The following is a 26,574-nucleotide window of genomic DNA, read 5'->3' as shown; positions in this document are numbered from 1 at the left end:
GGGTGCGGATGTCGAATGTCTGGCCACACCTTTACGGTGATCGGCATGACGACACAAGTGACCTTCCGGCAGGCGGACGACGGCGATCTGGACCTTCTGGTGGGGCTGTTCGACGGACTGGCCCACTGGATGGTGCGGAACGGGATCGACCAGTGGAAACCGGGTGCGAAGGGCGCGGAGCACTTCCGGGGGCGCATCGCCGACGGTGAGGTGTGGCTGGCCCTCGACGGGGGCCGGGCGGTCGGCGCGTACGAGCTGTGGTGGGAGGACGAGCAGGCCTGGGGCCCGCAGCCGCCGGTCGCCGGGTACGTGCACCGGCTGATGACCGACCGGGAGGCGGCGCCCGCCGGGGCCGGGCGGGTGCTGCTCGCCCACGCGGAGGAGCGGATCGCGGCCCGCGGGCGGGAGGTCGCGCGTCTCGACTCCATGACGAGCAACCCGCGGCTCCGTACCTACTACGAAGCCGCGGGCTACCGGGCCGTCGGCGAGGAACCGGGAAAGGTCGCCGCCGACGGCACGCGCTACGGGGTCATCCTGTGGGAGAAGGCGCTCACCCGGCCGTGAAGACCGCCACCGTCCGGGCCGGGACCGTGAAGGTGCCCGAACCGGCCTCGTAGGACGCGGACTTCACCACGGGGTCCGAGCCGTTCGCCTGGACCGGGTGGAGGCGGTAGCCCTTGCCCGCCAGGTCCGCGACCTTCTGCGTCCGCTGCCCCGGGGTCGCGTTGAGGACGACGACCAGGTCGCCGAGGCGCATGGTGATGACGCCGGGGGTCTCCTCGCTGCCCGAGAGCGGGAAGGACAGGGCGGACTGGACCTGACCGGCCGTGGCCAGGGAGAACACCGGCTCGGTGGTGCGGATCTTCTGGAGGTCGCGGTAGGCGGCGGAGGCGCCGTCGATCTGCTCGCAGCCGGCCGTCAGGGCCGGGTTCACGAGGAGCGGCTTCCCGTAGGACCACTTGGCCTTGTTGTCGGGGGCCGGGGGCAGGCCGCGGCCGAAGCCGTTGCCGTCGCGGCAGTCCCAGTGGATCGCGTTGAACCAGTCGCCGCTGTCGTACGAGTTGCGGTCGAGGGACTTGGAGCGCAGCAGGTCCGAGCCGGCCTGGGAGAGCGCCGGGCCCTGGGAGAGGGTGGCCGTCGCCATGGCGAGGACCTGCATGCGGGCCCGGTCCGTGGCCGGCGTGCCGGCCGGGAGCTTGAACGCGAGCGCGTCGTACAGGGCCTCGTTGTCGTGGGCGTCGACGTAGGCGAGGGCGTCGCCGGGGGCCGCGGCGTAGCCGGCCGGGGCTCCGTTGTAGTCGACCTCGGAGCCCTTGACCGTACGCCCGGAGGTGTCGGTGAAGGTGTACGCGGCAAGGTTGCCGGTCAGGCCGACCTTGATCAGGTCCTGGTAGTGCAGGAGGCGGGCCTTCTGTTCGGCCGGGGTGCCGTTGGCCGTCGAGGAGTTGGGGTCGGTGAAGAGTCCGGAGGCGAAGCCCTGGACGCCCGGGTCCTCGTCGAAGGGGCCGCCGCCGCGCACGGCGTCGCGGGCGCGGTCGGAGAAGGTCGCGACGCCGGTTCCGGCCATGTTCTTCTGGGTGGCCTGGACGAAGCGGGAGTCGTCGGCGATCTCGCCGAAGTTCCAGCCCTCGCCGTAGAGGACGATCGCCTTGCCGTCGACGCCGTCCTTGGCGACGGTCAGGGCGTCGAGGGCCTTCCGTACGGCCAGGATGTTGGCCTTCGGGTGGTGGCCCATGAGGTCGAAGCGGAAGCCGTCCACCTTGTAGTCGCGGGCCCAGGTGACGACCGAGTCGACGACGAGCTTGCCCATCATGGCGTTCTCGGGCGCGGTGTTGGCGCAGCAGGTGGAGGTGGCGACGGTGCCGTCGGCCTGGAGGCGCTGGTAGTAGCCGGGGACGATCTTGTCGAGGACGGACTTGTCGGACTGTCCTGCGGCGACGGTGTGGTTGTAGACGACGTCCATGACGGTGCGCAGGCCGTTGCCGTTGAGGGCCTGGACCATCTGCCGGAACTCGACCGTGCGGCGGGTGCCTTCGGGGTCGGTGGCGTAGGAGCCCTCGGGGACGGTGTAGTGCAGGGGGTCGTAGCCCCAGTTGTAGGCGTCCTTGGCCGCGGCGGCGGCGACGCAGGCCTGCTGCTCCTCGGAGTCGGGGGCGTAGACCTTCAGGTCGCAGGCGGGGGTGGTCTGGTCCGACTTCTTCTCGGGGATGGTGCCGATGTCGAAGGCCGGGAGGAGGTGGACGTAGGAGGTGCCGGAGGCGGCGAGGTCGCGGAGGTGCTGCGAGCCCTTGCTTCCCTTGTCGGTGAAGGCGAGGTAGGTGCCGCGGTGGTCGGCCTTCGCCGTCGGGTCCGCGATCGAGAAGTCGCGGATGTGGAGTTCCTGGATCTGGGCGTCCCGCAGCGGTACGGCGGCGGGCTTCCGCAGGTTCTTCCAGCCCTGGGGTGCGAGCCGGGTGTCGGTGAGGTCGACGGCGAGGCTGCGGGCGGAGTCGGTGGTGAGGGCGGTGGAGTAGGGGTCGGTGACCTTGTTGACCACGACCTTCTGGACGCTGGGGGCCCAGACCTTGACCTCATACCGGTACGGCTTGCCGGTCCAGGACTTCGGGCCGGTGACCGACCAGACGCCGGAGCTGTCGTCGCGGCGCATGGGCACGGTCCGGCCGTCGAGTTCGAGGCTGACGGACCGGGCGGTGGGGGCCCAGAGGGAGAGGCTGGTGCGGCCGTCGCGGAAGGTCGGCCCCAGGTTCGCGCCGGTGGCCTTCGTCGCGTACAGGTCGTCGAGGACGCCGGCGGTCTGGACTCCGGTGGCGGCGAGCAGGGCGCCGTTGGCCGCGCGCTGGGTGGCGACGAGCTGGCCGCGGAGGGAGGCGCGGACGCGGTCGGCGTCGCGCGGGTCGAGGGTGAAGGCCGGGTACTCCTTGAGGTGCGGGTACTTCGCCTTCTGGGCGTCGCTCAGGGAGGAGGGGGTGAGCCGGAGCCACTGGCCCTCGGTGTTCAGGGCCCCGTCGGTGACGGTGATCCCGCCGTCCTTCGCGTACACCAGCTGCTGGCTGGTGGCGTCGGTGGTCTTCACCTTCCAGACGACGGTGTTCCGGTCGATCCACTGGGCCTCGGCCTTGGTGAGGTCGAGGTTCGGGGCGCCGCCGACGGTCGGGAGCAGGTACTTCTGCTGGCCGGAGAGCGCCCAGATCTCATGGCCGTAGGTGGCGAGGTCGAGGGACTGGTCGGTGGGCAGGTCCTTCTCGTCGCCCTTGTGGAGGATGTACGAGAGGGAGGTCGCGCCCTCGGTGAGCGGCACCTCGTAGACGGCGCCGTACGCGTCGAAGCGGACCGGCAGGAGGGGCTTGGACCAGTCGGTGGGCTGGGCGGCGCCGGTCCAGGTGTGGAGGCCCCAGCCGTCGTAGTTCCCGTCGGGCCGCTGGTAGTGGACGACGGCCTTGGTCTTGTCCTGCGGGGCGGGGGCGGGGGCGGTGTCGGACTGGCCGTCCTGGCCCTGCGTGATCCAGACCTCGCCGGTGCGGCCGAGGGTGATGCTCCGCTGGGGGCCGTCGGCGGCGCCGTCCTTCTCGACGGTGTAGGAGACGGTGGACGCGCCGTCGGGGACCTTGACCCAGGCGAAGGCGCCGTGGGCGTCGCGGCCGGTGAACGCGCTCTCCTGGCCTGCGGCCTTGAGGGTCCAGCCGTCGTAGTTCCCGTCGGGCCGCTGGTAGTGGACGACGGCGTACGTGCGCTCGACGGCGACGGGCTTCTCGGGTGCGGGGACCTGTCCGGCGGTGGTGGTGGCGGTGGCGCTCGCGGTGCGGCCCGCGCTGTCGACGGCGACGGCCTTGTAGCGCAGGGCCGTGCCGGCGGCGGCGGTCACGTGCTGGGTGACCTTGTAGGGGGCGTGGTCGGCGGTGCCGAGGGTCTGCCAGCGGCCGTTGCCGACCTGGGCGGCGAAGACGACGCGGTTGAGGCCGCCGCCGGTGACGTCGGCGGTGAGCTCGACGGTGCCGGTGGCTCCGGCGGCCGGGGCGTCCAGCGTCAGGCTGGGCCCGGTGGCCGGGGCCGGGAGGGCGCGGTCGGCCTTGAGGACCAGGGAGGAGAGCCCCGGGACGGTGACGGTGACCTTGCCGTCCTTCGCGGCGACGGCGCCCTGACCCCCGTACAGGGCGTGGAAGGCCGCGGAGTCGACGGGGACGGTGACGGTCTTCTCGGTGGTGGCGCTGTTGGTGGCGACGAGGTACTCGGTCCGCGTCTTCGTGTCCGTACGGGAGAAGGCGTAGACGGAGCCTTCGGCGAGCCGCTCCTGCTGGACGCCGTCCCGGAGGGCCGGGTGCGTCTTCGTGAGGCGCGACAGTTCGGCGACGGAGGCGTAGACGGGGTGCTTCGTGTCGTACGCGTCGGTGGCGTGGGTGCGGTCGGTGCCGAGCTGGTCGTCGTCGAGGTAGTCGGCGGCCCGGGAGGCGAAGAGGGGCTGGCGGGCGTCCTTGTCGCCGCCGGCGCCGGTGAAGCCCTGCTCGTCGCCGGAGTAGATCACCGGGTTGCCGCGGGACAGGAACATCAGCTCGTTGGCGAGCTCGGCCCGGCGGAGGAGTTCGGCGTCGGAGGCGTTCGGGTTGTCCTGCTTGAGGAAGGTGCCGATGCGGCCCATGTCGTGGTTGCCGAGGAAGGTCACCTGCTCGTAGGCGTTGGCCTTGTCGGTGGTGTACCGGTAGTCCTCGGCGAAGACCTTCGCGAGGCGGTCGGCGCCGGCGCCCTGGGAGGCGAAGGCGCGGGCCGCGTCCTGGAAGGGGAAGTCGAGGGTGGCGTCGAGGCGGCCCCGGGTGACGTACGGGGCGGTGACGGTGGTGTCGGCGGAGTAGACCTCGCCGAACATGAAGAAGTCCTCGCGGCCGCGCTTCTTGGCGTACGTGTCGAGGGCGGTGGCCCACTGGGTCCAGAAGTCCAGGTCGACGTGTTTGACGGTGTCGATGCGGAAGCCGTCGATCTTGAAGTCGCGGACCCACTTCTCGTAGATCCGCTCCATGCCCTCGACGACCTCGGGGCGCTCGGTCCACAGGTCGTCGAGGCCGACGAAGTCGCCGTACTCGGCGGACTCGCCGGCCCAGGTGGAGTCGCCCCGGTTGTGGTACATCGTGGGGTCGTTGAGCCAGGCGGGGACCTTGGTGTTCGCCTTCTCGACGGGCGTGTACGGGAAGGAGCCGGCGTCGGTCTTCCCGATCGCGGTCCGGTCGTCGAAGGGGCGGCCGTCCTTGTCGAGGTACGGGTAGGCGCCCTTGGGGCGGTAGCCGTACTTCTTCTCGGCGTAGTCGACGGTGTCGGCGGTGTGGTTGGTGATGACGTCGAAGAAGACCTTCATGCCCTTGGCGTGGGCGGCGGCGATCAGCTTCTCCAGGTCCTCGTTGGTCCCGAAGTGCGGGTCGACCTGGGTGAAGTCGGTGATCCAGTAGCCGTGGTAGCCGGCGGAGGCGTCCTTGCCCTCGCCCTGTACGGGCCGGTTCTTGAAGATCGGGGCCATCCAGATGGCGGTGGTCCCGAGGCCCTTGATGTAGTCGAGCCGCTGGGTGAGGCCCTTGAGGTCACCGCCCTGGTAGAAGCCCTTGTCGGTGGGGTCGAAGCCGGTCTGGGTGCGGCTGCCGGTGAGGCCGCCGCGGTCGTTGGACGTGTCGCCGTTGGCGAACCGGTCCGGCAGGACGAAGTAGAACTGCTCGCGCGTGAGGTCCTGGCGGGCGGGCTCGGCCGCGAGCGCGCGGTCGGAGGGCGGGGCGGGGGGCCGGGGCGCGGCGGCCGCGGGGACGGCGGGCACGAGGGCCGCGCACAGGGCGGCGGCCAGCGCGACCGCCGTTCTCTTGGGTGTCACGGGGGTGCTCCCTGGAGGAGGGACGGGGGTACGGGTGGGAGGGCCGCCCCGTTGGAGGGGCGACCCTGCGAGGAGGGGAGAGTCAGCTGCGGAAGGTGTCGTTCAGGACGATCTGGCCGGAGGCCGGGACGGTCGCGGTGCGGTTGGCGCCGGACTCCCAGGTGACGTTTCCGGCGGCGTCCTTGCGGACGTACTTGTACTCGAAGGTCGTTCCGGCGGGCAGGCCGACGGTGAGCTTCCAGACGGGGTACGCGGCAGGGTCGAGCTTCAGGGCGGAGGCCGGGGCCCAGTTGCCGAGCTCGGCGCGGTTGCCGGTGACGTAGATGTTCTGGCCGGTCACCGTGGTGGCGGTGGCGTTGAAGGACGCGCCGGCGGTGGCCGGGGGCGTCGTCGGCGGCGTGGTGGGGGTGGTGCCCCCTCCGCAGCCGGTGGCGTTCACGTGCAGGGCCAGGGCCGTGTTGGCGGCGAGGGTGGCCGTGAACTGGCCGGACGAGTTCACCGTCACGGGCGTGTTCGACTGGACGTCGCAGTAGGCGCCGGGGGCGAGCTGCGTCTGGAAGGTGCGGGTGAGCGCCGAGGACTCGTGGTTGATCGCCACGTACGCCTTGGAGCCGCGGCCGAACGCGATCGCGTTGTTGCCGTTGTCCCACCAGTCGGTGACGGACTGGCCGCGTGCCGCGTTGCGGAAGCCGACCATGGAGGAGATCTCGCGCCAGGCGTGCTGGCACTTCCAGCCGTCGGTGTAGCAGGCGTTCACCTGGCCGCCGTTGGGCGGTCCGGCGTCCTTGTCGGTCCACTCGTAGCCGGAGTGGACGTCCGGGGAGCCGTAGGGCCAGGCGAGCATGAAGACGGAGGCGAGGGTGTAGTTCGCGCCGTCCTTGTAGCTGAGGGTGTCGCCGCCGCGCTCGGTGTCGTGGTTGTCGACGAAGACGCCGGACTGGCCGGAGGGCATGTAGCCCCAGGCCTCGCCGAAGTTCTTCAGGTGGGCGAGCTTCTCGCCCTGGACGACGCGCTTGAGGTCGCGGGCGTAGCGGAATTCCTGGACGTCTCCGGTGCCGAGGTACTCGCTCGGGGAGACGGCCTCGCCTGCGCCGTGGATGGCCTCCTGCTTCCAGTAGGCGTTCGGGTTGCTCAGCCGGGACTTGATGTTGGCGAGGTCGGCGGCCGGCATGTGCTTGGCGGCGTCGATGCGGAGGCCGTCGACGCCGAGGGAGAGCAGGTCGTTCAGGTAGCCCGCTATCTTCCCGCGGACGTACTCCTCGCCGGTGTCGAGGTCGGGGAGCTGGACCAGTTCGCAGTTCTGGACGTTGCCGCGGTCCTGGTAGTTGCTGATCGAGGAGCGGCAGTCGTCCATGTCGGAGCCGGAGTAGAGGCCCGGGTAGTCGTACTTGGAGAACGGGGTCCCGCCCGTTCCCGTGCCGGAGCCGTTCGCCATGTGGTTGACGACGGAGTCGGCCACGACCTTGACGCCGGCCGCGTGGCAGGTGTCGATCATGTTCTTGAAGGCGGTGCGGTCGCCGAGGCGTCCGGCGATCTTGTAGCTGACCGGCTGGTACGAGGTCCACCACTGGCCGCCCTGGAGGTGTTCCTGGGGCGGGGAGACCTGGACGTATCCGTATCCGGCGGGGCCGAGGCGGTCGGTGCACTCCCGGGCCACCGAGGCGAACTTCCACTCGAACATCACCGCGGTGACGTCCTTCTCGCCGGGCGGGGTGGCCTGCGCGGGGGCGTTGCCCGTGACGGCCACAGCGGCTCCCGCCACGAGGGCGAGTGCAGCTGCCACGGTCTTTCTGGCCATGTTTCCTCCTGCTGACTTCACTGTCGCAAGAAGTTGCCGAAAGTATCAGCAACTGTTTTCAGCCGTGACCGTACGAGTGCCCCGACGCCCGGTCAACCCTCCGGACGCCGCTCCGGACACCTCAACGCAAGTTGTTACGAAAGGACTTGCGGGACCCTGCCGGGCGGCTGCGCCGTGGAGCCGCGGACCACCAGCTCCGGCTGGAAGACGAACTCCGTGCGCTGCACGGGGTTTCCCTCGATCTCCTCCAGGAGCGCGCCGACCGCCGCCGTCGCCATCGCCTGCACCGGCTGGCGCACGGTGGAGAGCGGCGGGCTCGTGAAGGCGATGAGCGGCGAGTCGTCGAAGCCGACGACGGAGACGTCCCCGGGCACGTCGAGGCCCCGGGCGCGGACCGCGCGGATCACGCCGAGCGCCATCAGGTCGGAGGCGCAGACGATGCCCGTGCACCCCTCGCGGAGCAGGATGTCGGCCGCCGCGTGCCCGCCCTCGACGCCGAACAGCGTGGGCCTGATGAACCGTTCGGCCTCGGCCCGTTCGATGCCGAGGAGCTCGTACAGCTCGGCGGCGAAGCCCTCGGCCTTGCGGCGCGACGGCACGTACCGGGTGGGGCCGATGGCGAGCCCGATCCGCTCGTGGCCCAGCTCGACGAGGTGCCGCACGGCCATGCGGGCCGCGGCCCGGTCGTCCGGGGAGACGAAGTTGGCGTCGATGTGCTCGTTGTAGCCGTTGATGAGGACGAACGGCACGCCCCGGGCCGCGAGGCGCGCGTAGCGGGCGGGGTCGGCGGTGGCGTCCGCGTGCAGCCCGGAGAGGAAGACGATGCCGGACACCCCGCGCTCCACGAGCTGTTCGACGAGCTCGTCCTCGGTGGCGCCGCCGGGCATCTGCGTACAGAGCACCGGCGTGTAGCCGTGGCCGGCGAGGACCTGCTCGACGACCTGCGCGAACGCCGGGAAGATCGGGTTGGTCAGCTCGGGCACGACGAGCCCGACGAGGCCCGCGCTGCGGCGTTTGAGCCGTACGGGACGCTCGTAGCCGAGCACGTCGAGCGCGGCCAGCACCTTGTGCCGGGTCGCTCCGGCCACCCCCGCCTTGCCGTTGAGGACCCGGCTGACGGTGGCCTCGCTGACACCGGACTGGGCCGCGATGTCCGCGAGCCGCGGGGCGCCGTTCCCGGCGCCCCGCGGCAGGGGGATCGTCACACCGCCCACCAGACGGTGGTGTCCGCGGGGAGTTCGATCTCGTCGTCGACGATCCGAATCTCCTCGTTGGAGAGGAGGAACCGGCCGGGCAGCGGGACGGAGATGGCCCGGCCGGTGGTGTTGGCGGTGCAGACGAAACCGTCGCGCCGGAAGACCAGGACGCCCTCGGGCGCCTCCAGCCACTCCAGCGACTCGCCCGCACCGAGTTCGGGACGCTCGCGGCGCACGGCGAGCGCGCTGCGGTACAGCTCCAGGGTGGAGCCGGGGTCGCCGGCCTGCGCCTCGACGCTCAGCGCGCCCCAGGTCGCGGGCTGCGGCAGCCAGGAGCCGCCGTCGCCGAAGCCGTACGAGGGGCCCTCGACGGCCCACGGGATCGGCACCCGGCAGCCGTCGCGGAAGCCGTCCTGGCCGCTGGCCCGCCAGAACGACGGGTCCTGGCGGACCTCGTCGGGCAGGTCGGTGACGTCCGGCAGGCCGAGCTCCTCGCCCTGGTAGACGTAGGCCGAGCCGGGCAGGGCCAGCATCAGCAGGGTCGCGGCCCGGGCCCGGCGCAGGCCGAGCTCGCGGTCGCCGGCGGTCCGCAGTTGGGTGCCGAGGCCCGCCGGGTTGGCGAAGCGGGTGGCGTGCCGGGTGACGTCGTGGTTGGAGAGCACCCAGGTGGTGGGGGCGCCGACCGGGCGCATCGCGGCGAGCGAGTCGTCGATGACGCGGCGCAGCTCGGCGGCGTCCCAGTGGGTGCCCAGGTACTGGAAGTTGAAGGCCTGGTGCATCTCGTCGGGGCGCACGTAGTTCGCGGTGCGGTCGACGGTCGGGGTCCAGGCCTCGGCGACGAGGACGCGCTCGCCGTCGTACTCGGAGAGGACCTTGCGCCAGGAGCGGTAGATCTCGTGGACGCCGTCCTGGTCGAAGAAGGGCATGACGTCGTTGCCGAGCAGCTTCAGCTGGTCGTGGGCGCCGATGTCGGGGAGGCCCGGGGCCTTGACGAGGCCGTGGGCGACGTCGACGCGGAAGCCGTCGACGCCGATGTCGAGCCAGAAGCGCAGGATGGAGCGGAACTCGTCGCGTACGGCCGGGTGTTCCCAGTTGAAGTCGGGCTGCTCCGGCGCGAAGAGGTGGAGGTACCACTCGCCGGGGGTGCCGTCGGCGTCCTGGGTGCGGGTCCAGGCGGGGCCGCCGAAGATGGACTCCCAGTCGTTGGGCGGCAGTTCGCCGCTCTCGCCCTTGCCGGGACGGAAGTGGTAGCGCTCGCGCAACGGCGATCCGGGGCCCTCGCGCAGTGCCCGCTGGAACCACTCGTGCTGGTCGGAGGAGTGGTTGGGGACGAGGTCGACGATGATCCGGAGCCCCAGCTCGTGGGCCTCGCGGATCACGGCGTCGGCGTCGAGGAGCGAGCCGAACATCGGGTCGATGGCCCGGTAGTCGGCGACGTCGTATCCGGCGTCGGCCTGCGGCGACGCGTAGAACGGGGAGAGCCAGACGGCGTCGACGCCGAGTTCCTTGAGGTACGGCAGCCGGCTGCGGACACCCTCCAGGTCGCCCATGCCGTCGCCGTTGCCGTCGGCGAAGCTGCGCGGGTAGACCTGGTAGATCACCGCGTCTCTCCACCAGCCCGTGTGCGTGCCGGTGGTGGGGGCGTCGGCCGGGGTGGCGAGATGCTGGGTCATGTCTTCCCTGGGAGGTAAGGAGGTGTGTTCGGGCGGGGTGCTCAGGGCCGTCAGCCCTTGACGGCACCGGCCGACATGCCGGTGACGAGGTGCCGCTGGGCGAAGAGGAACACCAGGGCGGCGGGGACGGCGATGAGCACGGAGGCCGCGGCCATCGGGCCCCACTGGGCGCCGTACTGGTTGACGAACTTCTGGAGTCCGCCGGCGAGCGTGAGGTTCTCGTCGCCGACCATGAAGGCGGAGGCGTAGGCGACCTCGCCCCAGGCGGTGATGAAGGAGTAGAAGGCCGTCACGGCGATGCCCGGCTTGGCGAGCGGCAGGATGAGCCGCCAGAAGGTGCCGAAGGGGGTGAGTCCGTCGACGTAGCCGGACTCGTCGATCTCGCGCGGGATGGTGTCGAAGAAGCCCTTCATCATCCAGGCGCAGAACGGGACGGCGATGGTCAGGTAGGTGATGACCAGGCCGACCGGCTGGTTGAGCAGACCCATCGACGCCATGATGTTGTAGATCGGCACGATGAGGACGGCGACCGGGAACATCTGCGTGATGAGCAGGGTCCACATGAGTCCGCGCTTGCCGGGGAAGCGGAAGCGGCTGACGGCGTAGCCCGTGGTGGCGGAGATGAAGACGCCGACGACGGTGGTGAGGCCGGCGACGAGCAGCGAGTTGCCGAACCAGGTGAGGAACGGGGTGTCCCTCAGGAGGTTCGTGTAGTTCTCGAGCGTCGTCTCCTTGAAGAAGTCCGTGGTGATCGCGAACTCGGCGGGCTTCAGGGAGGTCAGGAGCACCCACAGCACCGGGAAGACGGCGATCACGGACGCCACGATGAGCGTGAGGTGCAGGGCGACCGAGGCGAGCGGCGAACGGCGGCCGCGGACCGGGGCGTTCACGGTCCGGGGAGCGGCCTGGGGAGTGGCACGGCGGGTGGCACGGCGGGTGGGGGTCGTGGTGGTCACCAGACTTCTCCCTGCTTGCGGAGGACTCGCCGGTAGACCGCGGCGAAGAGCATCAGGAGGACCAGGATCAGGACGCCCCACGTCGACGACTGGGCGAAGTCCCGCGGGCTGACCTCGAAGGAGAACTTGTAGGCCTGGGTGACGAGGATCTGGGTGGCCTCGCCGGGCCCGCCCCGGGTGAGCAGGAAGATCACCGGGAACATGTTGAAGGTCCAGATGGTGGAGAGCAGGATCACCGTCGTCGACACCGAGCGGAGCCCGGGCATGGTGATGTGCCGGAACCGCTGCCAGGCGTTGGCGCCGTCCATCTCGGCGGCCTCGTACATCTCGCTCGGGATGGACTGGAGCCCGCCGAGGAGGGCGACCATCATGAACGGGACGCCGAGCCAGACGTTGACGAGGATGACCGAGAACTTGGCCCAGGTGGGGTCGTTCAGCCACGGGACGGCGTCGATGCCGCCGCCCGCGAGGACCTTGTTGAGCAGACCGTTGTCCTGGTTGTAGAGGAAGCGCCAGGCGAAGACGGAGACGAAGCCGGGCACGGCCCAGGGCAGGATCAGCAGCAGCCGGTACGCGGAGCGGCCGGCGATCTTGCGGTTGAGGATGTTGGCGAGGCCGAGGCCGAGCGCGAAGGTCAGCGAGACGCAGGACACCGTCCACAGCAGCGTCCAGCCCAGGGTGGACAGGAACTGACTGCCGGTGAGCGCGTCGGCGTAGTTGTCCAGGCCGACGAAGTCGTAGGTGGCCGGGATCTCGTTGACGCCGATCGACCGGGCGACGTTCCGCTCGTTGGCGTTCGTCAGCGACAGGTAGATGCCGCGGATCAGCGGGTAGCCGATGATCACGGCGATCACGACGATCACCGGGGCGACCATCGCCCAGGCGTACCAGTGGGTGGAGAGTGAGCGCTTCGCAGCGCGCCGGGACTTGCCAGTTCCGCGGCTCCGGCCGCGGGCGACACTGTCGCCCGCGGCCTTCGCCACCGACTGGCTGGGGGTGTCCACAGCCATCAGCCGGCCTGCCTTCCTTCTTCTTCCTGCGTCTTCGCTACTGCTGCGCCTGCGGCTTCGCCTGCGTCTTTCCCGCTACTTCCAGTCCTTCAGGAGCTTGCGGTAGGCGTCACCCGTCGCCTTGGCGCCCGCGTCCGGGGAGGTCTGGCCGGTGAGGACCTTGGTGTACTCGGTGACGAGCGGCGCGAAGAGGCTGCCGGTCTCCGGGATCCAGGGGCGCTCGACGGCCTTGTCGACGACCGGCTTGAAGAACGTGATCATCTCGTTGGTGGCGACGTCCGACTTGAGGTAGACGGACTGGCGGGTCGGGAGGAGGCTGAGCTCCTTCGCGACCGTGGCCTGCGTCTCGGCCGAGGTCATGTACTCGGCGAAGGCGTAGGAGGCGTCGAGGTTCTTGGAGCCCGCGTAGACGGCGAGGTTGTGACCGCCCTGCGGGGCGCCCTGACCGGCGGAGCCGGCCGGGACCGGGGCGATGCCCAGGTTGGCCTTGTCCTTGAACTCCTTGCCGGCGTAGGTGTCGGCGACGGCCCACGGGCCGTTGATCATCATGGCGACCTTGCCGTCCTTGAAGGCCGTCTGCATGTTGTTCCAGCCGTCGGTCGCGTCGGTCTTGGCCGCGCCCGAGTCGACGAGGTCCTTGACGACCTTGAAGCCCTTCACGCCGGCCTCGTTGTCGACGGTGACCGTCTTCTTCTCGGCGTCGACGAGGTTGCCGCCCTCGCCGTACAGGAAGGAGAGGAACCAGTACGCGTCGTCGCCGCGGAGGTACAGGCCGGTCTTGCCGGTCTTCTCCTTGATCTTGGCGGAGACGGTCTTGAGATCGGCGACGGTCTTGGGGACCTCGACGCCGGCGTCCTTGAAGATCTTCTTGTTGTAGAAGATGCCCATGGAGTCGATGACCTGCGGGACGCCGTAGGTCTTGCCGTTGTACTTGGTGGAGGCGGCGGCCTGCTCCAGGAAGTCGTCCGCGTCCTTCAGGGCCGTGGTGCCGTCCAGCGGGGCCAGGTAGCCGAGGTCCGCGAACTCGGGGGTCCAGGCGACCTCGGAGCGGATGACGTCGGGGGCGCCGGAGCCGGACTGGGCCGCGTTCTTGAACTTGTTCTGCGCCTCACCGAAGGGCACGTTCACATACTTGACGGTGACCTTGGGGTGCTGCTTCTTGAAGTCCTCGGCGACCTTCTTGAAGACCTTGTCCTCGGAGCCGACCGTGGACGTGTCCCACCAGGTCACGGTGCCGGAGAGCTCGCCGGAGCCCTTCGAGCCGCCGCCGTCCGAACCGCTGCCACTCCCGCACGCCGCCAGGGAAACGCCCAGGGCCGCGACCAGCGCGGTGGCCGCTATGCCACGCCGCATGTGAACTCCTTCAGTGATCCCGGGGAGACGAGGGGGTCGAACCTTCCTCATTGCGACCGCTCCCTCGCGGCGCTCCGGGTTGGCAGGAACGTAACAGGGATGAAAACGCGCCGAAAGACCTTGCGTGAAATTTCTGCAAGACCCGGGGATCGTTACATCCGCGTGTCCCGAAGGTTGCCGAAGGGTCGGTTGACAGGGGCCGGAGCAGCCCACTTCCGGACAGAACGCCCTCATGGCGGCGCACCGGCCTCCGGCGGTTCGCGCCGCAAGCCTTGCAAGACCTTGCGCAATCTCGCGACATCCGCCCCGAATCCACCCCGACGGGCGTTCGGTGGGCAATACGCGCTGTGACCGGTACAGTCCATCCTCATGACCGCGCGGCTTGCCGACATCGCAGCCCAGGCGGGGGTCAGTGAAGCCACAGTCAGCCGCGTGCTCAACGGCAAGCCCGGTGTGGCCACCGCCACCCGTGAATCCGTGCTTGCCGCACTCGACGTGCTCGGCTACGAGCGGCCCGTACGACTGCGTCAGCGCAGCGCCGGGCTCGTCGGCCTCATCACCCCCGAGCTGGACAACCCGATCTTCCCCGCGCTCGCGCAGGTCATCGGGCAGGCCCTGACCCGGCAGGGGTACACGCCGGTCCTCGCCACCCAGACCCCCGGCGGATCCACCGAGGACGAGCTCACCGACATGCTGGTGGAGCGGGGCGTCGCCGGCATCATCTTCGTCTCCGGGCTGCACGCCGACACCACCGCCGACATGACGCGCTACGACCAGCTGCGCGGCAAGGGCGTCCCGTACGTCCTCCTCAACGGCTTCTCCCCCAAGGTCCAGGCGCCCTTCGTGTCGCCCGACGACCGGGCGGCGATGCGGCTCGCGGTGACGCACCTGGCGGCGCTCGGCCACACCCGGATCGGGCTCGCGGTCGGTCCCAAGCGGTTCGTTCCGGTGCTGCGCAAGATCGAGGGCTTCCAGAAGGGCATGGAGGAGCGGCTCGGCCTCGGCCCCGAGGAGTCCGAGGAGTTGATCCAGCACTCCCTGTACACCCTGGAGGGCGGCCAGGCGGCGGCCGGTGCGCTGATCTCCCGCGGCTGCACGGCGGTCGTGTGCGCGAGCGACATGATGGCGCTCGGTGCGATCCGGGCGGCCCGGCAGCAGGGGCTCGACGTGCCCCGGGACGTCTCCGTCGTCGGCTTCGACGACTCTCCGCTCATAGCCTTCACGGATCCGCCGCTGACCACCATCCGCCAGCCCGTGCAGGCGATGGGCCAGGCCGCGGTCCGCGCGCTGCTCGAAGAGGTCGGGGGCACCCCGGCACCGCACTCCGAGTTCGTCTTCATGCCTGAGCTGGTCGTTCGCGGTTCGACGGCGTCGGCCCCGTCCTCCGGCTGAGGGTCTCCTGGGGGAGAACCCCTCCTTCCTGAGAGGGAGCGGGTGCGCTCGGAACCCGACCGGGGGATGATCGGTCGGAGGGACGGGATCTGGCAAACTCTCTGCCTATGGGTGAAACGACCGTGAAGAGTTTGGACGACCGGACGACCCCGTCGTCACCCATCGTGGCCGACGGCAGGTGGTCCCGCATGCGTGGGCGCGTACCGCGCCGACCCACGATCTGGTTCGAGATCGCGCTCATCGCGATCAGTTACTGGACGTACTCGCTGATCCGCAACGCGGTGCCGGAGCAGAAGACGCAGGCGCTCAAGAACGCGGACTGGATCTGGCGGACCGAGGATTCCCTCGGCCTCGCCTTCGAGCACGCCGTCAACCACGCCGTGAACTCGGTGACCTGGCTGATCGTGTCGATGAACTACTACTACGCGACGCTGCACTTCGTCGTGACCATCGGTGTGCTCGTGTGGCTGTACCGATGGCAGCCGGGCCGTTACGCGGCGTTCCGTACGGTCCTGTTCGCCACCACCGGTGTGGCACTGGTCGGTTACTACCTGTACCCGCTCGCGCCGCCGCGGCTCATGACCGGCCAGAACTTCATCGACACGGTCCTCGTCCACGAGACGTGGGGCTCGATGGCCTCGGGCAACCTCAAGCACGTGTCGAACCAGTACGCGGCGATGCCGTCGATGCACATCGGCTGGTCGCTGTGGTGCGGGCTGACGATCTTCCTGCTGGCCAAGGCGCCCTGGGCGAGGATCCTGGGCCTGCTCTACCCGACGGTGACGCTCGTCGTGATCGTCGCGACCGCCAACCACTTCTGGCTGGACGCGGTAGGCGGCATGATCTGCCTGGCCTTCGGCTTCCTCGTCTCGTACTTCTGGTACGGCTCCCGGCCGCACCGGCTCCCGAAGCTGGTGGAGCCGGCCGTCCCCGTCGCCCAGGGTGGTCCGCGCCCGCCGGAGAGCACGGAGGACGCGGACCAGGAGGCGGAGCGCCCGGTCGGTTCCCGGAGGTAGCGGGTCCCGCCGCTCAGTCCTGCCTGTACGCGATCCGGCCACCGGTGACGGTGAGCCGGATCGCTGTCTTTGCGACCTCGTCCGCCGGGGCCTCCACGGGGTCCGCGGCGAAGGCCGTGAGGTCGGCCCGGAAGCCCGGGGCGATCCGGCCGGCGACCGTCTCCTCCCCCGCCGCGACCGCCGCGTGCGTCGTCATGCCCTCCAGGGCCATCAGACCGGTCAGCCCGTGCCGGGCCGAGGCCGCGCCGCGCGGGGCCCGGGCGGTGGCGAGGACCTGACGGGCGTCGTGGTGGGCGATGGGCCAGTCGGAGCCGAGGGCGAGGTGCGCCCCGGCCTCGCGCAGGTCGCGGCAGCGCCAGGCGCGGGCGGCCCGCTCCTCGCCGAGCCGCTTGGACCACTCGTCGGTGTGGTCGGCGCGGGTGTACGCGGTGTGCGGCGGCTGCATGGAGGCGACGACCCCGAGCGCGGCGAAGCGGCCGAGCTGGTCGTCGGGGACCGTCTCGATGTGCTCGACGCGGTGGCGGGGACCGCCCGTACCGAGGGCTTCCACGGTGTCGAGGACGTGCCGGACGGCGGCGTCCCCGATCGCGTGGGTGGCGGTGCCGACCCCGGCGCGGTGGAGGTGCGCCACGGCGGCGGAGTACGCGGCCGGGTCGGGCCAGAAGGCGGCGGTGCCCTGGCCGTGGCAGTCGGCGTGGTCCAGCCAGGCGGTGCCGCCCTCGACGGTGCCGTCCATGAAGAACTTCACGCCGCCGATCCGCCACAGCCGGCCGGCCCGCTCCTGGAGGCGTACGAAGCCGTCCAGCTCCTCCTCGGTGGCGCCCGGCATGCACCAGGGCGCGAGGCGCAGGCGCAGCGGCAGGTCGCCGTCCTCCTCCAGGGCGGCGAGGAGCCCGGGCACGTCGTGTCCGCCGAGGTCCATGACGTGGGCGCCGGTGAGGCCGGTGGCGGCCATGCCGGTGAGGAGCTCGACGAGCCGGTCGCGGCGCTCGGCGTACGGCTGGGCGGGCAGGACCGGGGTCAGCAGGTCCATGGCGGCGTGCTCGACGAGGTGCCCGGTGGGGCGGCCGTCGGCGCCGATGACGATCTCGGAGCGCTGGGTGAAGGCGCGCGGCCCGTCGATGCCCGCGGCCCTGAGGGCGGTCGCGCTGACGAGGGCGGAGTGTCCGTCGTAGAGGCGCAGGTGGGCGGGGGCGCCGTCGAGGACGTCCTCGATCAGGTCGCGGTGGACCGGCCGGCCGCCGAACGCGTTGTGGTCGAGGCCGAAGCCGAGGACCCAGCCGTCGCGGCGCTCGGCGGTCCTGAGGGCGGCGCGGAGTCCTTCGAGGTCGGTGACGCCCGAGAGGTCGGTGCCGGTGTACATCTCCAGGCCCCAGACGGGGTGGCTGTGGGCGTCGGTGAGGCCGGGCGTGAGGGTGGCGCCGGCCAGGTCGACGGTCTCGGTGCCGGGTCCGGCCCAGGAGCGGGCGTCGGCGGCGTCGCCGAGGGCGGTGATCAGTCCGCCATGGACGGCGATGGCGGTCGCGCCGGTGAGTTCGGGGTCGCGGACTCGGGCGTTGACGAGGACGAGGTCGGGTGCGGACACGAGGGGTCGGTCCCTTCGGTAGGGGGTTCGGTGGCGAAGTTCGCGTAGACCTCGGGGCGCGTGCGGCGGAGCCGGTACGCGAGGAGGAGCCCGAGGAGGAAGACGGCGGGGACGAGCGAGACGAGCACGGTGTTGACGGTCGTCGAGGCCGCGGTGAAGAGCTCGATGTTGGCGGCGACGAGCCCGATCGCCCCGGCGAGCAGGACGAAGGCGGTGACGGGGGCGACGACCGTGCGGAGGAGGCCCTCGCTGTGGTCGATCCGCCGGAAGAAGAAGGGCACGGCGAGCGCGGCGAGCAGCTGGAGGACCATCAGGCCGAGCATGCCGGGGGTGTTCACCCAGAGCAGGAGCTGTTGGTACGGGTCGGCCCCGGCGAGCGCGAAGGCGAGGACGACGACGGCGCCGAGCACGGTCTGCGCGGCCCCCGCGACGTACGGGGAGCGGTGGCGGGAGTGGATCCGGCCGAGGGTCTTCGGCAGCACGCCCTCCTCGGCGAGGGAGAGGGTGTAGCGGTTGATGGCGTTGTGGAAGGCGAGGAGGGACGCGAGGACGCTGGTGACGATGAGCACGTGCATCAGGTCGGCGGCCCAGGCTCCGACGTAGGTGGTGATCGCGGCGAAGAAGAGGCCGCCGGGGTCGTCGGCGGCGGCCTGGACGACCTTGTCCTCGCCGAAGGCCTGGATCACGGTCCAGACGACGAAGGCGTAGAAGAGGCCGAGGAAGGCGACCGCGAGGTAGGTGGCGCGGGGGATGGTGCGCTCCGGGTCCTTGGCCTCGCGCCGGTAGATGACGGTGGACTCGAAGCCGGTGAAGGCGGCGAAGGCGCAGGCCAGGACGGCGGCGGTGCCGCCGGTGAGGACGTGGGCGGGGGCGAGGCCGCCGAGGGAGAGGCCGTGGGCGCCGCCGTCGATCAGGACGCCGCCGGCGAGGAGGACGAGGATGCCGGTCTCGGCGACGAGGAGGACGCCGAGGAGCTTGGCGCCGAAGTCGATCGAGCGGTAGCCGCCGTACCAGATCAGCAGGAGGCCGGCGAGGGAGACGGGCAGCCAGGGGACGTGGTGGCCGGTCAGGGCGGTGGCGGTGTCCGAGGTGGCGGAGCCGAGGAGCCCGTACACGCCGATCTCCATGCCGTTGTAGCCGAGCATGGCGACGAGGGCGGCGGCGATGCCGATCGGTCGGCCGAGGCCGCGGGTGATGTACGCGTAGAAGGCGCCGGCGCTGCGGACGTGGCGGCTCATGGTGGTGAAGCCGACGGCGAAGACGGTGAGGGTGAGGCCGGCCAGGAGGTAGCCGACGGGGGCGCCGATGCCGCCGAGCAGGATGGCGACGGGGGCGACGCCGGCCATGACGGTCAGCGGGGCGGCGGCGGAGACGACGAAGAAGGAGATGTCGGCGGTGCTGAGCGTGCCGGTTCTCAGCCCCGGTGGCTCGTCGGGGGTGCCCTTGGGCATGGGTGAGGACATGGGTGGGGAAGCCCTTCCACGGCAGGAAACCTAAAGGCTTTCGGTTTTCGCAATGTAACCTCGGCTCCGACGATTCGGGAAGACCCGACGTGGACCCCAAGTGGACCTGAACAGGGAGTGACGATTCATGGGCCGGCCGCGCAGACCTCTCCTCGACCGGGAGCGGATCACCACCACGGCGCTCGAAATCGTCGACGAGCAGGGCGAGTTCAGCGTCCCGCAGATCGCGCGACGGCTCGGCGTGCAGACCGCGTCCGTCTACCACCACGTGGACGGCCGGGACGGGATCGTGGAACTGCTCCGCGAGCGGGTGGCCGCCGCGATCGACGGCGGGACGCTGGAGCTGACCCCCTGGGACGAGGGCATGGCCGCCTGGGCCCGCTCCTACCGCGCCGCCTTCGCCGCCCACCCGCGCGCGATCCCGCTGCTCATGACCTCACCGGTGCGCGCGCCCAAGGTCCTCGCCCAGTACGAGCAGGCCGTCGGCCTCCTCCTCGACGCCGGGTTCGCGCTGCCGGACGTCATGCCGGTGATCATCGCCCTGGAGAACCTGGTCCTCGGCTCGGCGCTCGACCTCGCCGCCCCGGAGGCGATGTGGGAGCTCGCCGACGAGACGGCGACCCCCCGACTGGCCCGCGCGCTCGGCGCGGTGCCCGAGGGGCGCGCGGACCAGGCCTTCGAGCTGGCGCTCACGGGGTACCTGGCCCACGTCCGGGAGGTCTACGCCCCGTAGGGACCGGGGGGCGGGGGCGGCAGGGGATCGCCGACCGCCGCGACGCCGCGACGCACATGCTCGCGCATGTCGGCGGCCCTATCCTGAGGGTGTACGGCCCTCGGGGTCCCGGCCGCTCCGACTCCCCCGACACGGTCCACCGCCCGCGGTGGTCCCGTGACAGGAGGCAGAGAATGCGCTTCCACCGCAGATGGGCCGCCGCTCTCGCCGCCACCGCCCTCCTTACCCTCGGCGCGTCCACCACGACCGCCGCACCCGCCGCGCCCGCCGTGCCCGGTCCCGGAGGGCTCGTCGTGAGCTACCAACCCGCCCAGACCGAGGCGGGCCTGACCGAGCAGCAGTTCCTCCAGGAGAACGAGGTCCTGGAGAGCGCCGCCGCCCACGCGAACGCCCAGATCGGCCTGCCCCGGGACATCCCCCTGGTGGCGGTGAGCTGCGACCCTCCCAACGCCTACTGGGATCCGGAGTCCCAGGCCATCCTCTTCTGCTACGAGTACGCCGCGCTGTTCCGCGGGATCTTCTCGGAGCGCAACACCGAGGGCACTCCCGCCGAGCAGGCCCGGGCCACCGACGAGGACGTCATCGGCGTCTCCAACAGCACGGTCTTCCATGAGCTCGCGCACGCCCTCATCGATGTCTACGACCTTCCCGCCACGGGCCGGGAGGAGGACTCGGCCGACCAGCTCGCCACGCTGCTGCTCTCCGAGGACTCGCTCCACCAGGGGTACGCGATCAGCGACATCGAGGCGTGGGGCGCCCTCGCCGAACTCTCCGAGCAGGGCGACCTCAGCGACAAGGTCGCCGACGATCACGCCCTGGACTCACAGCGCTACTACAACGCCATCTGCTGGCTGTACGGCTCCGACCCGAAGACCTACGAGTTCGTGGTCCGCACCGAGGCCAACCCCGAGGGCTTCCTGCCGGAGTCCCGCGCCGTCCGCTGCCCCGGCGAGTACACACAGATGCAGGAGGCGTGGAGCACCCTGCTCGCCCCGTACCTGAAGTGAGGGGTCCTACGCCCCGTAGAACAGCTCCTCGACGACGGCCCTCGCGCGGCGGGTGACGCGGCGGTAGTCGTCGACCAGTTCCCCGACGTGGCCGGGGACGTACCCCAAGTACCGTCCGACCGCCGCCAGTTCGCGCGGCTCCGAGGGGAAGGTGTCGCCGGGGCGGCCGCGGACCAGCATCACCGCGTTGCGGACGCGGGTCGCGAGGACCCAGGCCTCGTCGAGGGTCTGCGCCTCCTCCGTCCCGATCAGGCCCGCCGCGTGCGCGGCGGAGAGGGCCTCGCGGGTACGGGTCGTCCGCAGCCCCGGTTCCGCCCAGCCGTGCCGCATCTGGAGCAGCTGGACCGTCCACTCGACGTCGCTCAGGCCGCCGCGCCCCAGCTTGGCGTGGAGCGTCGGGTCGGCGCCGCGCGGCAGCCGCTCGGACTCCATCCGGGCCTTGAGGCGGCGGATCTCGCGGGCCGCGTCCTCGCCGAGGCCCTCGGCGGGATAGCGCAGCGGGTCGACGAGCTCGATGAACCGGTCCGCCAGCTCCCGGTCGCCCGCCATGGGTTCGGCGCGCAGCAGGGCCTGGCTCTCCCAGACGAGCGACCAGCGGCGGTAGTAGGCCTCGTACGACTTCAGGGTGCGGACCAGCGGGCCGCTCTTGCCCTCCGGCCTGAGGTCCGCGTCGATCAGCAACGGCGGGTCGGCGGTGGGGAGCTGGAGCAGTCGCCGCATCTCCGAGACCACCTTGTTCGCGGCCCGCGTCGCCTCCTGCTCGTCGACGCCCTCGCGCGGCTCGTGCACGAACAGCACGTCGGCGTCGGAGCCGTATCCCAGCTCGTGTCCGCCGAAGCGGCCCATGCCGATGACGGCGAACCGGGTCGGGAGCGTCTCGCCCCACTCGGCGCGCACGGCGGCCCGCAGGGCGCCCGCGATCGTCGCCGCGTTGAGGTCGGTGACGGCCTCCCCCACCCGGTCGACGAGCGCGCCGGGGTCGGACTCCCGGGGGTTGTCCTCGGTGCCGTACGAGCCGATGAGGTCGGCCGCGGTGGTACGGAACAGCTCCCTGCGGCGCACTCCGCGGGCCGCCGCGACCGCCTGCTCGGCGTCGTCCGCGCGGCCCACCGCCGCCAGGACCTCCTGCTCCAGGTGGTCCCGGCCGCGCGGCTTCAGGCCCTCCGGGTCGCCGAGGATCGCGACCGCCTCGGGGGCGCGGAGCAGCAGGTCGGGGGCGAGGCGCCCGGCGGACAGCACCCGGGCGAGGTTCTCGGCGGCGGCGCCCTCGTCCCGGAGGAGCCGGAGGTACCAGGGGGTCTTGCCGAGGGCGTCGGAGACCTTGCGGAAGCCGAGGAGGCCGGCGTCCGGGTCGGCCGAGTCGGCGAACCAGCCGAGCAGCACCGGGAGCAGCGTCCGCTGGATCGCGGCCTTGCGGCTCACCCCGGCGGAGAGCGCCTCCAGGTGGCGCAGGGCGGCGACCGGGTCCCGGTAGCCGAGGGCTTCGAGGCGCTGCCCGGCCGCCTTCGGGCTGAGCCGGATCTCGCCGGGGGCGAGCTGGGCGACGGCGTCGAGCAGCGGCCGGTAGAAGAGCTTCTCGTGCAGCCTGCGGACGACGGCGGCGTGCCGCTTCCACTCCTTGTTGAGCGCGGTAACCGGGTCGGTGCGCAGGCCGAGGGAGCGGCCGAGGCGGCGCAGGTCGGCCTCGTCCTCGGGGACGAGGTGGGTGCGGCGCAGGCGGTAGAGCTGGATGCGGTGCTCCATGGCCCGCAGGAAGCGGTACGCCTCGTCGAGCTGGGCCGCGTCGGCGCGGCCGACGTAGCCGCCGGCGGCGAGCGCGGCGAGCGCGTCCAGGGTCGTGCCGCTGTGCAGGCCGGCGTCGCTGCGGCCGTGCACGAGCTGGAGGAGCTGGACGGCGAACTCGACGTCCCGCAGACCGCCGGGGCCCAGCTTGAGCTCGCGCTCGACCTGGGCGACGGGGATGTTGTCGACGACCCGGCGGCGCATCTTCTGCACGTCGGGGACGAAGTTCTCGCGCTCGGCGGCCTGCCAGACGAGCGGGGAGACGGCGTCGATGTACTGGGCGCCGAGCTCCGGGTCGCCCGCCACCGCGCGCGCCTTGAGCAGCGCCTGGAACTCCCAGGTCTTCGCCCAGCGCTGGTAGTAGGCGAGGTGGGAGGAGAGGGTGCGGACGAGGGGGCCGTTGCGGCCCTCGGGGCGGAGGTTGGCGTCGACCGGCCAGATCGTGCCCTCGATGTTGGTCTCGGAGCAGATCCGCATGAGGTGCGAGGCGAGCCGGGTCGCCGCCTGGAGCGCCTTCCCCTCGTCGGCACCTTCCATCGGCTCGCCGACGAAGATCACGTCCACGTCGGAGACGTAGTTGAGCTCGTGGCCGCCGCACTTGCCCATCGCGATCACGGCGAGGCGGCACTGGGCGGCGTCGGCGGGCGCGGCGGTACGGGCGATGGCGAGCGCGGCGCGCAGGGTCGCCGTCGCCAGGTCGGCGAGCTCGGCGGCCGCCTGCGCGACGTCCGTCGTGCCGCACACGTCTCGGGCCGCTATGGCGAGCAGGCAGCGGCGGTAGGAGACGCGCAGCGAGACGGCGTCGGTGGCGTCGGCGAGCCCCTGCTCGAACTCGGCGACCCCCGGGTGCAGGTCGGCCGCCTCGTACGTGACGAGGGTCTCCCAGTCGCGGGGGTGGCGGGCCAGGTGGTCGGCGAGGGCCTCGGAGGCGCCGAGCACCCCGAGGAGCCGGTCCCGGAAGGGCTTGGCGGAGAGCAGGGTGGAGGTGAGGGTCTGCCGCTCGGTCTCGGGCTGGGCCTCGACGAGCCGGACCAGACCGCGCAGGGCGAGGTCCGGATCGGCGGTGGCGCCGAGGGCGTCGAGGAGGACGGCGTCGCCGCGGAGGGCGGACAGTTCGGGCACGTCGAGGAGCCGTTCGGCCCCCGAGGGATCGGTGAACCCGTGCCGCAGCAGACGTGAGAACGTACTGCTCCTGCGCCCCGGCACCGTCATCCGACCGCTCCCTCCACGCACGCCCGTCCCGGTTCTCCCACAAGGTCGGGCCCGGGAGATCGAGCCTATCCGGAGTGGGGGGCGCGGGCGCCCAGGCCTTCGGATCGAAGCGGATCACACGTGACATCTCGCACATCGATCGCTTTTCGGACCCAATGAACCGTATTTCTTGAAAGTCCGTCTTGTTGTGCGTGCACCACCCCCGCACGCCCGACCGACCGATGTCCCGTCCTTCTCTTCCCTGTGAAAGCGCGCCCTCACCGATGCCCGTCCGCCTCCCCCGCCGTCCCGCCGCCGCCTCCCGTCGCGGGGTCCCCCGACGCAGAGTCGTCACGACGGCCGTGACGGCCGTCCTGGTGGGCGGCACCTTCGCCGGTCTGCTGTCGGTGACGACGGCGCCGGACTCCTCGGCGGCCGCGGTTCCCGTTCCCCCGCGGACACCCGCGGGAGGGGGGATACGCCCGGTCGAGGCGCCCGGGAAGGCACGCCCGGCGGAGGCGCCGGCCGCCGCGTCCGACGGCGCGTCCGTGGTGCAGATCGTGGCGCACCCCGACGACGACCTGTTCTTCATGAACCCGGACACCTCCCAGTCCATCCGCTCCGGCAGCCCCCTGACCTCCGTCTACCTCACCTCCGGCGAGTCGGACGGCGTCAACGCCCGCCCGCGCGACGCCGCCGGCACCGAGCCCGACAAGGCGGGGTACGCCGAGGCCCGGCAGAACGGCATCCGCGCCGCGTACGCCGAGATGGCCACCGGCAGCCGCATCAGCCCCTGGGACCGGGTCGCGATCCCCACGGCCGGCGGCGCGACCGCCGAGCTGGACACCCTGCGGGCGAAGCCGCACGTGAAGCTGGTCTGGCTGCAGATGCGCGAGGCCGGGGCGACCAACGGCGACCGCCCCGAGAGCCTGAACGGCCTGTGGCACGGCCGGATCCCCGCGCTCGCCTCCCAGCGCGCCTCCGGCACCCCGGTCGCGGCGGACTTCACGTACACCAAGGAGCAGGTCGTCGCGACGGTGACCGGGGTCCTGGAACGCTTCCGGCCGACCTTCGTCCGGATGCAGGACCCGACCTCCGGCAAGGTCCCCGGCACGGACCGCTACCAGGACCACCAGGACCACCTGTACGGCGCGCGGTTCGTCCAGGCCGCGCTCGCCCGGTACGCGGACCTCCCCGGGCACCCGCACCTCGGCGTCCAGAACTACCTCGGCTACCCGACCAGCGTCCTCCCGCACACGCTCGACCCCGAGACGGCGGACGCGAAGCTGAAGACCCTGAAGACGTACGCGTGGATGGACGGGGTCAACGACTGCGGGACCGTCTCGGGCTGCGGCGACCTGAAGGTGGCCGCGCGGCCCGCGGGCCGGGGCTGGACGCACACCATCCGGTACGCCCGGGGCACCTCCACCTCCTGGGTGCAGCGCGACCGGGACGGCGGGCTGCACGCCTTCTCCGTCCTCGACGGACGCCTCGCGACCTGGCGGAAGGCGGCGGGCGCGAGTGCCTGGCAGGGACCGGTACTGCTGCCCGGCGGCGGCCTGGACAGCGGCGTCACCTCCACCCTGCTGTCCGACGGCCGCCTGGCCGTCTTCGGCACCCGGACCACGCTCGGCACCGGACCGGCGGACTACCGGCGCGAGGTGGTGACGGCCGAGCAGACGACGAGGGGCGGCTCCTTCAGCCCGTGGCGCTCGCTCGGCACGCCCGAGCTGGACGACGTCAGCGGCACCTCCGACATCAGCGCGCCCGCCGTGACCGTGGGCCCCGACGGCCGGGTGACCCTGGTCCTGCGGGACAGCGGTCACCGGCTCGCGGCGCGCGAGCAGGGCGCGGACGGCCGCTGGGGCCCGTGGCGGACGCTCGGCGGGGCCGACGTGCACGGCGACCCGGTGGCGGCGACCGACTCGGCGGGCCGCGGATACGTCTTCGCGAGCACCCCGAACACCGTCCTGGCGTGGGCGGCGCAGCGCCCCGGCGGCCCGCTGACGGGTCCGGTCCGGACGGGCCTGCCGGCGACGACGCTGGCGCTGAGCGCGAGCCCGATGCCGGGCGGCGAGGGCGTACGGCTCTGGTTCCGCAAGCCGTCCTCCAACGACCTGCGGTCCGCCGACTTCTCGGGTGCCGGCCTGGTCTCCCCCATGCGGGAGCTGGTGGGCGGCGTCGCGGGCTTCGGCCCGGTGAGCGGGGCGGTGGGCGGCTCCACCGGCGGCTCGGTGGGCGGGTCCCGGGGCAGCGCCTCGGTGAGCGGCGAGGGCATGCTCGCGGTCCGCTCCCGTACGGGCGTCCTGGCGACGGCCCCGCTGGGGCGGGGCGCGACCCGGCCGACATGGACGCTGGAGCGGTTCCTGTTCTCCGGGGCGCCCGACGCGGGGACGGACGGAGTCGCGGCGATCGGCCTGAACGGCAGGCTGCACTGGACGCCCGCGGGCCGATGAGTTCGGGCGGGTGTGTGGGCCGACCGAGGGATCCCCACGGACGCGCGGGCCGGCGACCGATGAGTTCGGGCGGGCGGACCGGTCTCCTTTTCGTGGCCCCTTCCCGGGCGCAGCGACTTCC

The 26,574-nt window shown here is 71.8% G+C and carries 16 protein-coding genes; 6 read left to right on the top strand and 10 right to left on the bottom strand.

Annotated features, from left to right (window positions below):
• Positions 1 to 45 precede the first annotated feature (45 nt).
• Positions 46 to 564, top strand: a complete 519-nt coding sequence (locus tag ACZ6K0_RS17405; RefSeq protein WP_469228425.1) for a GNAT family N-acetyltransferase — start codon at positions 46 to 48, stop codon at positions 562 to 564.
• Here ACZ6K0_RS17405 and pulA read toward each other — a convergent pair.
• From pulA to ACZ6K0_RS17370, 7 genes are all read right to left on the bottom strand, one after another.
• Positions 551 to 5,842 carry a pullulanase-type alpha-1,6-glucosidase gene (pulA, locus tag ACZ6K0_RS17400; protein ID WP_469228426.1) on the bottom strand — a complete coding sequence of 1,764 codons (5,292 nt, stop codon included), beginning with the start codon at positions 5,840 to 5,842 and terminating at the stop codon, positions 551 to 553. The genes ACZ6K0_RS17405 and pulA overlap by 14 nt on opposite strands.
• Before the next feature lie 82 nt (positions 5,843 to 5,924).
• Positions 5,925 to 7,640, bottom strand: a complete 1,716-nt coding sequence (locus tag ACZ6K0_RS17395) for a carbohydrate-binding module family 20 domain-containing protein (protein ID WP_376412921.1) — start codon at positions 7,638 to 7,640, stop codon at positions 5,925 to 5,927.
• Positions 7,641 to 7,774: 134 nt separating this feature from the next.
• Entirely contained in the window at positions 7,775 to 8,854 is a 1,080-nt protein-coding gene (locus ACZ6K0_RS17390; RefSeq protein ID WP_469228428.1) for a LacI family DNA-binding transcriptional regulator, read from the bottom strand.
• Complete coding sequence (locus ACZ6K0_RS17385; RefSeq protein WP_376412924.1) at positions 8,842 to 10,509, bottom strand: glycoside hydrolase family 13 protein; 1,668 nt, start codon at positions 10,507 to 10,509, stop codon at positions 8,842 to 8,844. The genes ACZ6K0_RS17390 and ACZ6K0_RS17385 overlap by 13 nt, the downstream gene beginning before the upstream one ends.
• 50 nt (positions 10,510 to 10,559) lie before the next feature.
• The gene (locus ACZ6K0_RS17380; RefSeq protein ID WP_376412936.1) at positions 10,560 to 11,399 is read right to left on the bottom strand and encodes a sugar ABC transporter permease; all 840 of its coding nucleotides are present in this window, start codon (positions 11,397 to 11,399) and stop codon (positions 10,560 to 10,562) included.
• A gap of 62 nt (positions 11,400 to 11,461) precedes the next feature.
• Complete coding sequence (locus ACZ6K0_RS17375) at positions 11,462 to 12,475, bottom strand: carbohydrate ABC transporter permease (RefSeq protein WP_469228429.1); 1,014 nt, start codon at positions 12,473 to 12,475, stop codon at positions 11,462 to 11,464.
• Between the two features lie 75 nt (positions 12,476 to 12,550).
• On the bottom strand, positions 12,551 to 13,828 hold the full coding sequence (locus ACZ6K0_RS17370; RefSeq protein WP_469228431.1) for an extracellular solute-binding protein: 1,278 nt from the start codon (positions 13,826 to 13,828) through the stop codon (positions 12,551 to 12,553).
• 369 nt (positions 13,829 to 14,197) lie between these two features.
• On the opposite strand from ACZ6K0_RS17370, the gene ACZ6K0_RS17365 reads away from it, so the two are divergent.
• Together ACZ6K0_RS17365 and ACZ6K0_RS17360 are read left to right on the top strand one after the other, a co-directional pair.
• Positions 14,198 to 15,220 carry a LacI family DNA-binding transcriptional regulator gene (locus ACZ6K0_RS17365; RefSeq protein ID WP_037643490.1) on the top strand — a complete coding sequence of 341 codons (1,023 nt, stop codon included), beginning with the start codon at positions 14,198 to 14,200 and terminating at the stop codon, positions 15,218 to 15,220.
• Positions 15,221 to 15,327: 107 nt separating this feature from the next.
• Positions 15,328 to 16,236, top strand: coding sequence for a phosphatase PAP2 family protein (locus tag ACZ6K0_RS17360; protein ID WP_376404555.1), 909 nt, complete (start codon positions 15,328 to 15,330; stop codon positions 16,234 to 16,236).
• A 13-nt stretch (positions 16,237 to 16,249) separates the two neighbouring features.
• Here ACZ6K0_RS17360 and ACZ6K0_RS17355 read toward each other — a convergent pair whose 3' ends face one another.
• Together ACZ6K0_RS17355 and ACZ6K0_RS17350 are read right to left on the bottom strand one after the other, a co-directional pair.
• On the bottom strand, positions 16,250 to 17,821 hold the full coding sequence (locus ACZ6K0_RS17355) for an amidohydrolase (protein WP_469228433.1): 1,572 nt from the start codon (positions 17,819 to 17,821) through the stop codon (positions 16,250 to 16,252).
• Positions 17,731 to 19,284 (bottom strand): APC family permease, encoded by a 1,554-nt coding sequence (locus ACZ6K0_RS17350; RefSeq protein WP_469228435.1) that lies wholly within the window; start codon positions 19,282 to 19,284, stop codon positions 17,731 to 17,733. The genes ACZ6K0_RS17355 and ACZ6K0_RS17350 overlap by 91 nt, the downstream gene beginning before the upstream one ends.
• 127 nt (positions 19,285 to 19,411) lie before the next feature.
• Between ACZ6K0_RS17350 and ACZ6K0_RS17345 the strand changes: the two genes are divergently transcribed.
• Both ACZ6K0_RS17345 and ACZ6K0_RS17340 read left to right on the top strand, forming a co-directional pair.
• Positions 19,412 to 20,017 carry a TetR/AcrR family transcriptional regulator gene (locus ACZ6K0_RS17345; RefSeq protein ID WP_376404561.1) on the top strand — a complete coding sequence of 202 codons (606 nt, stop codon included), beginning with the start codon at positions 19,412 to 19,414 and terminating at the stop codon, positions 20,015 to 20,017.
• 173 nt (positions 20,018 to 20,190) lie between these two features.
• Entirely contained in the window at positions 20,191 to 21,024 is an 834-nt protein-coding gene (locus ACZ6K0_RS17340; protein WP_469228437.1) for a DUF4344 domain-containing metallopeptidase, read from the top strand.
• Positions 21,025 to 21,030: 6 nt separating this feature from the next.
• Here the strand turns inward: ACZ6K0_RS17340 and ACZ6K0_RS17335 are convergent, their stop codons facing one another.
• Positions 21,031 to 24,018, bottom strand: coding sequence for a bifunctional [glutamine synthetase] adenylyltransferase/[glutamine synthetase]-adenylyl-L-tyrosine phosphorylase (locus ACZ6K0_RS17335; RefSeq protein WP_376404565.1), 2,988 nt, complete (start codon positions 24,016 to 24,018; stop codon positions 21,031 to 21,033).
• 341 nt (positions 24,019 to 24,359) lie between these two features.
• On the opposite strand from ACZ6K0_RS17335, the gene ACZ6K0_RS17330 reads away from it, so the two are divergent.
• A complete protein-coding gene (locus tag ACZ6K0_RS17330) occupies positions 24,360 to 26,453 on the top strand; it encodes a PIG-L family deacetylase (RefSeq protein WP_469228438.1) in 2,094 nt (697 codons plus the stop codon).
• Positions 26,454 to 26,574 lie beyond the last annotated feature (121 nt).

This window comes from Streptomyces sp. NPDC042346 (assembly GCF_055581845.1).
This window is presented reverse-complemented; position numbering and strand designations above follow the sequence as displayed.